Annotated in this window: 13 protein-coding genes; 2 read left to right on the top strand and 11 right to left on the bottom strand. The window is 60.1% G+C overall.

Features of this window, described 5'->3' with window-relative positions:
- Together KBA32_RS07360 and KBA32_RS07355 are read left to right on the top strand one after the other, a co-directional pair.
- On the top strand, positions 1-200 hold a 200-nt coding region (locus KBA32_RS07360; protein ID WP_294357024.1), incomplete at its 5' end, for a class I SAM-dependent methyltransferase.
- 10 nt (positions 201-210) lie between these two features.
- Entirely contained in the window at positions 211-810 is a 600-nt protein-coding gene (locus KBA32_RS07355; RefSeq protein WP_294357020.1) for a hypothetical protein, read from the top strand.
- A gap of 73 nt (positions 811-883) precedes the next feature.
- Here the strand turns inward: KBA32_RS07355 and KBA32_RS07350 are convergent, their stop codons facing one another.
- The 11 genes from KBA32_RS07350 to KBA32_RS07300 form a co-directional block, all read right to left on the bottom strand.
- Positions 884-1,309: a F0F1 ATP synthase subunit epsilon gene (locus tag KBA32_RS07350; protein ID WP_294357017.1), complete on the bottom strand. Its 426-nt coding sequence runs from the start codon at positions 1,307-1,309 to the stop codon at positions 884-886.
- Between the two features lie 67 nt (positions 1,310-1,376).
- Complete coding sequence (atpD, locus tag KBA32_RS07345; RefSeq protein ID WP_294357015.1) at positions 1,377-2,777, bottom strand: F0F1 ATP synthase subunit beta; 1,401 nt, start codon at positions 2,775-2,777, stop codon at positions 1,377-1,379.
- Positions 2,778-2,813: 36 nt separating this feature from the next.
- Positions 2,814-3,680: a F0F1 ATP synthase subunit gamma gene (gene atpG / locus KBA32_RS07340; RefSeq protein WP_294357013.1), complete on the bottom strand. Its 867-nt coding sequence runs from the start codon at positions 3,678-3,680 to the stop codon at positions 2,814-2,816.
- Between the two features lie 20 nt (positions 3,681-3,700).
- Positions 3,701-5,239, bottom strand: a complete 1,539-nt coding sequence (atpA, locus tag KBA32_RS07335) for a F0F1 ATP synthase subunit alpha (protein ID WP_294357011.1) — start codon at positions 5,237-5,239, stop codon at positions 3,701-3,703.
- Between the two features lie 9 nt (positions 5,240-5,248).
- Positions 5,249-5,785 (bottom strand): F0F1 ATP synthase subunit delta, encoded by a 537-nt coding sequence (locus tag KBA32_RS07330; RefSeq protein ID WP_294357009.1) that lies wholly within the window; start codon positions 5,783-5,785, stop codon positions 5,249-5,251.
- 5 nt (positions 5,786-5,790) lie between these two features.
- Positions 5,791-6,261 carry a F0F1 ATP synthase subunit B gene (locus tag KBA32_RS07325; RefSeq protein WP_294357007.1) on the bottom strand — a complete coding sequence of 157 codons (471 nt, stop codon included), beginning with the start codon at positions 6,259-6,261 and terminating at the stop codon, positions 5,791-5,793.
- Between the two features lie 44 nt (positions 6,262-6,305).
- A complete protein-coding gene (gene atpE / locus KBA32_RS07320) occupies positions 6,306-6,548 on the bottom strand; it encodes a F0F1 ATP synthase subunit C (RefSeq protein WP_294357005.1) in 243 nt (80 codons plus the stop codon).
- Positions 6,549-6,609: 61 nt separating this feature from the next.
- Positions 6,610-7,479 (bottom strand): F0F1 ATP synthase subunit A, encoded by an 870-nt coding sequence (atpB, locus tag KBA32_RS07315; protein WP_294357003.1) that lies wholly within the window; start codon positions 7,477-7,479, stop codon positions 6,610-6,612.
- Positions 7,480-7,481: 2 nt separating this feature from the next.
- Complete coding sequence (locus KBA32_RS07310; RefSeq protein WP_294357026.1) at positions 7,482-7,829, bottom strand: ATP synthase subunit I; 348 nt, start codon at positions 7,827-7,829, stop codon at positions 7,482-7,484.
- A gap of 200 nt (positions 7,830-8,029) precedes the next feature.
- The gene (locus KBA32_RS07305) at positions 8,030-8,881 is read right to left on the bottom strand and encodes a ParB/RepB/Spo0J family partition protein (protein WP_294357002.1); all 852 of its coding nucleotides are present in this window, start codon (positions 8,879-8,881) and stop codon (positions 8,030-8,032) included.
- Positions 8,878-9,678, bottom strand: coding sequence for an AAA family ATPase (locus tag KBA32_RS07300; protein WP_294357000.1), 801 nt, complete (start codon positions 9,676-9,678; stop codon positions 8,878-8,880). Before KBA32_RS07300 ends, KBA32_RS07305 begins: the two co-directional genes overlap by 4 nt.

The raw sequence follows: 9,678 nt of genomic DNA, 5'->3' as shown, positions 1-9,678 counted from the left end.
ATTCGTTCAAGGTAATCCCGCGCATCGGCGAAATCATCACCAAGGACGCCGACAGCTACCGCTATCTCGCCGAGTCAATCCGCGTCCATCCCGATCAGGAAACGCTGAAAGGCATGATGGAGAACGCGGGCCTGGAAAAGGTCGAGTACTTCAACCTGACGCTCGGCGTCGTCGCACTGCATCGCGGCTTCAAGTTCTGACGAACCCGCGATGTGGCTCCCGATCGCGCTCAAAGCCATCAATCACGTCCTGAAGGGCGAAGATTGGGCGGCGCAGCGACTGCGCGCGTTCGCCGGCCAGTCGCTCCGGTTCGAACTTGGGCGCCTTGAAGTACCGGTCCAGATCAACGGCGATGGTTTACTCGTGGCGCAATCCGCCGCCACTTCGTCAGCGCGGGTGCAACCGGCGGTAGCGATCACCCTGCCGGCAGACACGCCGGCGCGCCTGCTGCTCAACCCGGCATCGCTGGTCGGCCTGATGCAGATCAACGGATCGGCCGAACTGGCCGAGAGCCTCAATTTCATTTTCAAGAATCTGCGCTGGGATGCCGAGCACGATCTGGCTCAACTGGTCGGCGACATCGCCGCACGACGCCTGGTCGAAGGCAGCAAGCAGCTCGCCCGCTGGCAGACCGCACAGGTGTCGAAGATGGCGAGCAATGTCGTCGAGTTCTTGACTGCGGAACAAACCACGCTCGTTCAACGTGCCGAAATGAGCGAGTTCGCCGCCTCGGTCGCGACAGCCGGCACCGCACTTGCCCAACTCGAAAGCCGGATCGCCAGGCTCGAACGGCCGGGCGCAGAGCATTAAGGGTTGATCTGACGAATTGAAAAAGGGCGGATGAAGCATCCGCCCTTTTTCTTGATTACGTGCACGCCGGAAATCAATGCTGGTGCTTGCGTACCCGCTTGATCGCCTTCAACTGCGCGACCGCCTGCGCCAACTCCGCCTCGGCGGTGGCGTAATTGACGTCGGCATCGCGATCCTTCAGCGACTCCTCGGCACGGCGTCTGGCCTCGATCGCCTTTGCCTCGTCCAAGTCGTGCGCGCGAATCGCGGTGTCGGCAAGCAAGGTGATCAACGTCGGCTGAACTTCCAGCACGCCGCCGGACACATAGACCAATTCGTACTCTTCGCGATCAGGAATCTTCAGCCGGACAGTCCCCGGCCTGACTCGCGTCAAGAGCGGCGCATGGCGCGGGAAGATACCCAATTCGCCGGCCTCGCCCGGAAACACGGCGAAATCGGTCTCACCGGAAAAGATCAGCTCTTCGGCACTGACAACGTCTACGTGAACTCTGAGTGGCATCGTTTATTTCCCTTGCACACACCGCGCCTGACTTACCGACAGGCCACGATGTGCGTAGTTTCGCGCTTTAGAGGGTTTTGGCTTTCTCGAAGACTTCATCGATGCTGCCGACCATGTAGAACGCCTGCTCGGGGATGTTGTCGCACTCGCCTTCGACGATCATCTTGAAGCCCTTGATCGTATCCTTCAGCGTGACGTACTTGCCCGGCGAGTTGGTGAACACCTCGGCGACGTGGAACGGCTGCGACAGGAAGCGCTGGATCTTGCGCGCGCGATAGACGGCCAGTTTGTCTTCCGGCGAGAGTTCGTCCATACCGAGAATGGCGATGATGTCGCGCAATTCCTTGTATTTCTGCAGCGTCATCTGGACGGCACGCGCGACCTTGTAATGCTCTTCGCCGACGACCTGCGGGTCGAGCTGGCGCGAGGTCGAGTCGAGCGGATCGACAGCCGGGTAGATACCGAGTGCAGCGATGTCACGCGAAAGCACGACGGTCGAATCAAGGTGGAGGAAGGTCGTCGCCGGTGACGGGTCGGTCAAGTCGTCCGCCGGCACGTACACGGCCTGGATCGACGTGATCGAACCGACGTTCGTCGAGGTGATCCGCTCTTGCAGACGGCCCATTTCCTCGGCCAGTGTCGGCTGGTAGCCCACGGCCGACGGCATCCGGCCGAGCAGCGCGGACACTTCCGTACCGGCCAGCGTGTAGCGGTAGATATTATCGACAAAGAACAGGATGTCGCGGCCATCGTCACGGAAGCGCTCAGCCATCGTCAGGCCGGTCAGCGCGACGCGCAGACGGTTGCCCGGCGGCTCGTTCATCTGGCCGAAGACCATCGCCACCTTGTCGAGAACGTTCGACTCCTTCATTTCGTGGTAAAAGTCGTTGCCCTCGCGGGTGCGCTCACCAACGCCGGCGAACACCGAGAGACCCGAGTGCTGCTTGGCGATGTTGTTGATCAGTTCCATCATGTTAACGGTCTTGCCGACGCCGGCACCACCGAACAGGCCAACCTTGCCGCCCTTGGCGAACGGACAGACGAGATCGATCACCTTGATGCCGGTTTCGAGCAGATCGACCGATGGCGACAGCTCGTCGAACTTCGGTGCCGGCTGGTGGATCGAACGGCGTTCTTCAGTGGCGATCGGGCCGGCTTCGTCGATCGGACGCCCGAGCACGTTCATGATGCGACCGACCGTGGCGTCGCCCACCGGCACCGAGATCGGCGCATTCGTGCCGTTAACCTTCATGCCGCGGCGCAGGCCGTCAGACGATCCCATGGCGATCGTGCGCACGATGCCGTCGCCGAGTTGCTGCTGAACTTCGAACATCAGGTCGGCTTCACAGCCGGCGTGCTCTTCGGCCTTGTCGAGCAAGAGCGCGTCGTAGACCTTGGGCATCGCGTCGCGCGGGAACTGGATATCCACCACGGCGCCGATACACTGAACAATGTTTCCTTGACTCATCGTCGTATCCTCAATCGATTAACTTGGTTCGCGTGGTCAGACAGCCGCTGCGCCGCTGACGATTTCCGAAAGCTCTTTGGTGATCGCCGCCTGGCGCGCCTTGTTGTAGGCCAGACGCAGCTCGCCGATGACGTTCTTGGCGTTGTCGGAGGCGGACTTCATGGCCACCATCCGGGCGCTTTGTTCAGACGCCATGTTTTCGGCAACCGCCTGGTACAGGACGGCCTCGACGTACCGGACGAGCAGATCGTCGATCACGGTCTTGGTATCCGGCTCGTAGATGTAGTCCCAACGACTCTTCGAGTTGCTGCCGACCAGTTCGCCCGACAACGGCAGAATCTGCTCGATCACCGCCTCCTGCTTCATGGTGTTGATGAAGCGCGTATAGGCAAGATACAGAACGTCGATTTCGCCATTGACGTAGGCATCGAGCTGGACCTTCGCCGGGCCGATCAGTTTTTCAAGGTGCGGCGTATCGCCCAGGCCGACGAGGTGCGAGACGATGTCGGCGCCGGCACGCGTCATGAAACCGAAGCCCTTGTTGCCGACGGCCGTCACCTTCAGCTTCTTGCCCTCGGCGTCCCACTCCTTCATCTTGCTCAAAGCCAGACGCAGAACGTTGGTGTTCAAACCACCGCACAAGCCCTTGTCAGACGTCACCGCGATCAAGCCAACCGCTTTGACGTTCTCGCGCTTTTCCAGGAACGGATGGCTGTAGTCGGTCAGCGCGTGCGAGAGATTGCCGGCAACGCGCCGGATCTTCTCGCCGTACGGTCTGGCCGCGCGCATCCGGTCCTGCGCCTTGCGCATTTTGGACGCGGCGACCATTTCCATCGCCTTGGTGATCTTGCGCGTGCTTTCGACGCTCTTGATCTTGTTACGAATCTCTTTGCCGCTTGCCATGGCAATCTTCTCCCTGACGATCAGGCCAGCGTGGCCTTGAACTCCTCAATCGCCTTGGTAAGCGCCTGTTCGGCTTCGGCATCAAGTTCCTTGGTGGTCTCGATCTTTTCGATGAGGCTGGCGTATTTCTGCTTGACGAAAACCTGCATCTGGCGTTCCACGTCGAGCGCCTTCTTGACCTCGATCCCGTCAAACTGGCCCGTGTTGACCGCCAGCAGGGTGATGCCCATCTCCGCCACCGTCATCGGCGAGTACTGCGGCTGCTTCATCAGTTCGGTCACCAGACGGCCGCGATCCAGCTGCTTGCGGGTCGCTTCGTCGAGGTCGGAGGCGAACTGCGCAAACGCCGCCAACTCACGGTATTGCGCCAGCGCGAGACGCACGCCACCGCCGAGCTTCTTGATGATCTTCGTCTGCGCCGCGCCACCCACACGCGACACCGAGATACCGGCGTCGATCGCGGGACGGATACCCGAATTGAAAAGGTCGGTATCAAGGAAGATCTGACCGTCGGTAATCGAGATGACGTTCGTCGGCACGAAGGCGGAGACGTCGCCGGCCTGCGTTTCGATCACCGGCAGCGCCGTCAGCGAACCCGTCTTGCCCTTGATTTCGCCATTGGTAAACTTCTCGACGTACTCTTCGTTGACACGCGCGGCACGCTCGAGCAAACGGGAGTGAAGATAGAAGACGTCACCCGGATAGGCTTCGCGTCCTGGCGGACGGCGCAGCAGCAGGGAAACCTGGCGGTAGGCCCAGGCCTGCTTGGTCAAGTCATCGTAAATGATCAGCGCGTCCTGACCGCGATCGCGGAAGTACTCGCCCATCGTGCACCCGGCGTACGGCGCAATGAACTGCAGCGCGGCCGATTCGGCGGCGGTCGCCGCGACAACGATCGTGTATTCCATGGCGCCATGCTCTTCGAGCTTGCGCACGACGTTGGCAACGGTCGAGGCCTTCTGGCCGACAGCCACGTAGATACAGAAGAGATCTTTGCCCTTCTGGTTGATGATCGTATCGACAGCGACGGCGGTCTTGCCCGTCTGGCGGTCGCCGATGATCAGCTCGCGCTGGCCGCGGCCGATCGGCACCATCGAGTCGATCGACTTGAGGCCGGTCTGCACCGGCTGTGACACCGATTTACGCCAGATGACGCCAGGCGCAACCTTTTCGATCTTGTCGGTGAGCTTCGCGTTGATCGGGCCCTTGCCGTCGATCGGCTGACCGAGCGAGTTAACCACACGCCCGAGCAGTTCCGGACCAACCGGCACTTCGAGAATACGGCCGGTCGTCTTGACCGTATCGCCTTCAGTGATGTGCTCGCATTCGCCGAGGACGACAGCGCCAACCGAGTCGCGCTCAAGGTTGAGCGCCATGCCGTACGAACCACCCGGGAACTCGAGCATTTCGCCCTGCATGACATCGGCCAGACCGTGAATACGGCAGATGCCGTCGGTCACCGTGACAACCGTGCCCTGCGTACGGGTTTCGGCGCCAACGTCCAGATTCTGAATCTTGTTCTTGATCAGTTCGCTGATCTCGGAGGGATTCAACTGCATTTATTTCTCCTAGTTCTTTAGCGCCGTAGCCATCGCGTCAAGCTTGCCGCGAACAGAGGCGTCGAGTATCTGGTCGCCCACCGCAACTTTGACACCGCCAATCAGCGAAGCATCGACCTCAACCCGGGGCTGCAGGTGAGCACTGAAATGCGACTCGAGTTGTGCGACCAGTCGAGCCAGTTGTGCGTCATCCAAGGGAAAAGCGCTGGTAATCACCGCCTCCTTGACACCTTCGTCTGCACTCTTGAGCTCTTCGAAGATTTCGCTGATCTGGGGAAGGATGTCGAAGCGCTCGTTTTCGGCCAGCAAGCCGATGAACGACGACAACTCCTTGTCCCGCGTTTCGCTGGCAAGTGAAACGAACAAATCGGCAACCTGGCTGGCAGAAAGCTTCGGGTTACCGATGACTTTCGCCATTTCCGGATCCTGCGCGACGGCGGACAGCCGTTGCAGACGCTCCGACCAGGCCGCCAGCGACTGGCCATCCTTGCCAAGCCGGAATACCGCTTGAGCGTAAGGACGCGCAATGGTGACTGATTCAGCCATGAGCGTTACAGATCCTGTTTGATGGTCGCCAGGATGGCGGCGTGAGCCTTGGCATCGACCTCGCGGCGCAGAATCTTCTCGGCACCGGCAACGGCCAGCTCCGCCACGCGCTCACGCAATGCTTCACGGATACGGGCAGAGTCCTGCTCGATTTCGACATGCGCAGAAGCGACGACCTTCTCGGCTTCAACACGCGCCTGGGCCTTGGCCTCTTCGATAATCTGCTCGGCGCGGCGTTCAGCCTGGGCGATCAAGTCGGCGACCTTTTCCTTGCCTTCGCGCATCGTTTCGGCCGAGTGCTTGGCCGCCAGATCCAGACTTTGCCGACCGCGTTCCGCCGCGGCCAAGCCCTCGGAAATCTTGGCCGCACGCTCGTCAAGCGCCTTGACGATGGGCGGCCACACGAATTTCATCGTGAACAACGCGAGAATGATGAACACAGTGACCTGTGCCAGTAACGTAGCATTCAGATACACGTCATATACCTTTCCGTGGAATTGACCGGATGTTCGTCAAGGAGTTACTTGAGGAACGTCGAGATGGCAAACCACACGGCAATACCGGTTCCGATGATGAACGCGGCGTCGATCAGACCAGCCAGAATGAACATCTTCACCTGCAGTTCATTCATCAGTTCCGGCTGGCGTGCGGACGCCTCAAGGTACTTGCCACCCATCAGGCTGATACCGATACAAGCCCCGATAGCGCCGAGAGCGATGATCAGACCGCAGGCAAGGGCAACGTTCCCGAATACTTGTTCCATGACTACTCCTTCAGATTGATTTACCAGCAAAGTTGTTAAAAAAGAAAACCTCAGCCGCCGCCTAGTGACTTTCGTGCGCCTGCCCGAGATACACCAGCGTCAGCATCATGAAGATGAACGCCTGCAACACTACGATAAAAATGTGGAACAACGCCCACAACGTTCCCGTGATCAAGTGCCCGATCCAGAGCATGGAGCCGCCGAACAGGGACAGCGACGGGGCGGCCATACCCATCAACGCGATCAACAGGAAGAGCAACTCGCCCGCGTACATGTTGCCGAACAACCGCATGCCGTGCGAAACCGTCTTTGCGATGAACTCGATCAGTTGCATCAGGAAATTCGGCAACCACAGCAGGGGATGATTGCCGAACGGCGCGGTAAACAACTCGTGAACCCAGCCGCCCAGCCCCTTGATCTTGATGTTGTAGTAGAAGCAAAGGAGCAGCACACCCACCGACAAACCCAGCGTGCCGTTCAGGTCGGCGGTCGGAACCACGCGCAGATAGGCGTGCGGGTTGCCGCTCAGTTTCTGCCAGAGCGTCGGCAGCAAATCGACGGGCAGGAAGTCCATCGAGTTGAGCAGAAAGACCCAGACGAAGACGGTAAGCGCCAGTGGCGCGACGAAGCGCCGCGACTGTTCATTATGGACGATCGCCTTCGCCTGATTGCCGACCATCTCGACGAGGATCTCAAGCGCGGCCTGGCCTCGCCCCGGCACCCCGGCGGTTGCCTTGCGGACGATCAGCCACATGCCGAACAGGCCGAGGGCGCCGAGCAATACCGAAAAGAAAACCGTGTCGTAATTGATGATCGAGAAGTCGACCATCTGCGTCTGCGGGTGTCCGGAAGAGTTCAGGTTGGCGAGGTGGTGCAGTACGTATTCCCCCGCGTTCGGCGCGCTTGTGGCTGCTTCGTGACCTGTCGACATGTTCAGTTCTTTTCTTTGTTCCAGAAAGCAAAAAACAATGCTTGCGTGGCAAGCACCAAGCCGAGCAGCATGGAAGGCCAATGCAGACCGGCGTACCCCTTCGCAACCAACAACAGCAAGGCGACGATCGCCGCCATCTTGAGCAACTCGCCAAGCAGGAAATTCACCGGATACGAGGCACCGGGCCGCTTGGCCACAAACCTCAAACGCAGAGCAAACAGAAAGTTTGGAAGCGCACAGACAACGCCTCCCAACAAAGCCGAAATCACGCCCCGCGCACCTGCAAACCCCCCCGCTCCCACTGCGGCAATTATCGTCGCCCCGACCTGCAAAAATATAACTCTAAACATGAGCAAGATCGAATCGCAATTCGGAACAAACGAAAAGTCTACTACAAGACTTAAAACCCTGGATCAATATTCTATTTAATTTCGCTAGTATATCACTTTATGGGCCTTAAACACCCGGATACGTCGCTCTGACGACCGCAAACAACACGAAAAAACGACCAAGAGACTCAATAGCGCTCTTTCGTGGGCAAAAAGTGCGCTCATTTGCGCATTACTTGCAGAATTCCCTCAAGTTGATCGAGATTACCGAAGTCAATCTTGATGCTCCCCGCGCCCTTCTTGGTCGTACGAATCTCGACGTTGGCACCGAGCGTGTCAGAAAGTTCCTCTTGCAGGCGTAAAACGTCACGATCCGGCTTGTTCGCCTGGACCGGCTTTGGCGGTTTGAGCGCGTGCTGGACCAGCCGCTCCGTATCCCGTACCGACAGACCCTTCTGTACGACGCGCTGGGCAAGCTGGATCTGCAAGGCGCCCGACAAGGGCAGGAGGGCACGCGCGTGCCCCATGTCGATGTCGCCGCGCATCAGCAGATCCTGAACCGGCGCGACAAGCTGCAACAGCCGCAGCAGATTCGAAGCCGCCGGACGCGAGCGGCCGACCGCATCGGCCGCTTCCTGATGCGTCATCGAGAATTCGTCGATCAGACGCTGCAGGCCCTGCGCCTCTTCGAGCGGATTGAGGTTCTCGCGCTGGATGTTCTCGATCAGCGCCATCGCCAGCGCGGATTCGTCGGGAATCTCGCGAATCAACGCCGGCACTTCGCCGAGACCCGCCATCTGCGCTGCCCGCCAGCGCCGTTCGCCGGCAACGATCTCGAAGCGATCTTCCCCCAGTGAACCGCCGATCGGCCGGACGAGAATCGGCTGCATCAGGCCTTGCGCACGAATCGACGCGGCGAGTTCCTCCAGCGAGGCGCCATCCATCTGCGTGCGCGGCTGGTATTTTCCCGGCTGCAGATTGGCGACCAGCAGCGAACGCTGCTGCTCGCGGTTCTGCGTCTCGTTTCCCGCCAGCAGCGCATCGAGTCCGCGCCCGAGTCCTTTCAGTTTCATGCCATGGCTCCTTGCTCGACGGCCTTGCCGGCCACGCCGTCACGTCGATCCAGCATCTCCTGCGCCAACGCCATGTAAGCCAGCGCGCCCTTCGACGAACGATCGAAAGCGATCACCGGCTTGCCGTACGACGGTGCCTCGGCCAGGCGAACGTTGCGCGGGATGATGGTGCGATAGACCTTGCGCCCGAAGTGCTCGTCGAGTTCGGCGGACACCTGCTGCGTCAGCGTCGAGCGCGGATCAAAGAGCGTACGCAGCAAACCTTCGATTTCCAGTCGGGCGTTGAGATTGGCGCGAACCTTCTTCAAGGTGGCGACGAGATCGGTCAGCCCTTCCAGCGCGTAGTACTCGCATTGCATCGGGATCATCACGGCGTCGGCCGCGGCCAATCCGTTGACGGTCAGCATGTTGAGCGCCGGCGGGCAGTCCATCAGGATGAAATCGTAGTCGTCGACAACCGGCGCCAGCGCGTCGCGCAGACGGAACTCGCGGCCGCCCATCTCGATCAGTTCGACCTCGGCGCCGGCGAGCTCGCGGTTGGCGGGCAGGATATCGAAGCCGAATTCGGTCCGGATGCGCGCATCCACGAGCGTCGAACGCCCGATCAGGATCTGGTAGACCGTCGGCAGCGCCTCGCGCTTGATTACGCCACAACCCGTCGTCGCATTGCCCTGCGGATCGAGGTCGATCATCAACACGCGCTGCCCGAGCGTCGCCAGGCAAGCCGACAGGTTCACCGCCGTCGTCGTTTTGCCGACACCGCCCTTCTGGTTGGTCACCGCCAGTATTTTTGCCAA

It is taken from the genome of Propionivibrio sp. (genome assembly GCF_017995515.1).
Classification (GTDB): Bacteria; Pseudomonadota; Gammaproteobacteria; order Burkholderiales; family Rhodocyclaceae; genus Propionivibrio.
This window is presented reverse-complemented; position numbering and strand designations above follow the sequence as displayed.

Bases quoted from the DNA above. Each gene is read 5' to 3' on its own strand.
- KBA32_RS07305 (WP_294357002.1), bottom strand. From the start codon at position 8,881: ATGAAACTGAAAGGACTCGGGCGCGGACTCGATGCGCTGCTGGCGGGA.
- KBA32_RS07330 (WP_294357009.1), bottom strand. From the start codon at position 5,785: ATGGCTGAATCAGTCACCATTGCGCGTCCTTACGCTCAAGCGGTATTC.
- atpE (WP_294357005.1), bottom strand. From the start codon at position 6,548: ATGGAACAAGTATTCGGGAACGTTGCCCTTGCCTGCGGTCTGATCATC.
- atpG (WP_294357013.1), bottom strand. From the start codon at position 3,680: ATGGCAAGCGGCAAAGAGATTCGTAACAAGATCAAGAGCGTCGAAAGC.
- KBA32_RS07350 (WP_294357017.1), bottom strand. From the start codon at position 1,309: ATGCCACTCAGAGTTCACGTAGACGTTGTCAGTGCCGAAGAGCTGATC.
- KBA32_RS07310 (WP_294357026.1), bottom strand. From the start codon at position 7,829: ATGTTTAGAGTTATATTTTTGCAGGTCGGGGCGACGATAATTGCCGCA.
- KBA32_RS07355 (WP_294357020.1), top strand. From the start codon at position 211: ATGTGGCTCCCGATCGCGCTCAAAGCCATCAATCACGTCCTGAAGGGC.
- atpB (WP_294357003.1), bottom strand. From the start codon at position 7,479: ATGTCGACAGGTCACGAAGCAGCCACAAGCGCGCCGAACGCGGGGGAA.
- atpA (WP_294357011.1), bottom strand. From the start codon at position 5,239: ATGCAGTTGAATCCCTCCGAGATCAGCGAACTGATCAAGAACAAGATT.
- atpD (WP_294357015.1), bottom strand. From the start codon at position 2,777: ATGAGTCAAGGAAACATTGTTCAGTGTATCGGCGCCGTGGTGGATATC.